Below are 615 nucleotides of genomic sequence, written 5' to 3'. Positions count from 1 at the left end.
ACCAAGAACTTCACCACTGATTTATCGGTAAGCAGTGCAGATAATTTCGGACGTTCAGCATGCTGGTCACCGCGAGTGACAGGCATTGGATTGATGCTGCGCATCGCGAAAAGCAATGAAAAGAACACCCCCACCATCGCGGTGTACAGAATCATATCCGAGCCAAATTCTGCGACAAGGAAACCCACCACCGTTGAACCCGCAATGAAGGCTATAGACCCCCACAAACGCGTGCGACCGTAATCCAACATTTTCAAGCGAGCGTAGTAGTTTGCCATCGCGTCTGATAGCGGAACTACCGGACCACAACACAAGTTAAACAACACCGTTGCCAATGCCATAAGCCAAAAACTACCGCCCGTAAAAAAGTGGAAACCAACAAAAATGAGGGCTGCAAAGCTCAACCAACGCAACGTTGGCATTAGATGTTCAACTCGGTGTACACGAGGGGTAATGACGAGGTTAGCCACGCAGCGTGTCGCCAAACCTAAACCAACCAGTAAACCAATGTCCGTGGAAGAAACACCCTGTTCTTTAAACCACAACGACCAAAATGGCAGGTAAACGCCATACGCAAAAAAGAATCCGAGAAAGTACTGGGAAATCCAGCCATAC

At 48.6% G+C, this 615-nt stretch carries 1 protein-coding gene; it reads right to left on the bottom strand.

The genetic code is table 11. The features are described from left to right. Positions 1 to 615 (bottom strand): 3-phenylpropionate MFS transporter (locus R7E78_RS28070; protein WP_318058879.1); only part of this gene is annotated, 615 nt, incomplete at both ends.

It is taken from the genome of Vibrio sp. YT-19(2023), assembly GCF_033337395.1.
This window is presented reverse-complemented; position numbering and strand designations above follow the sequence as displayed.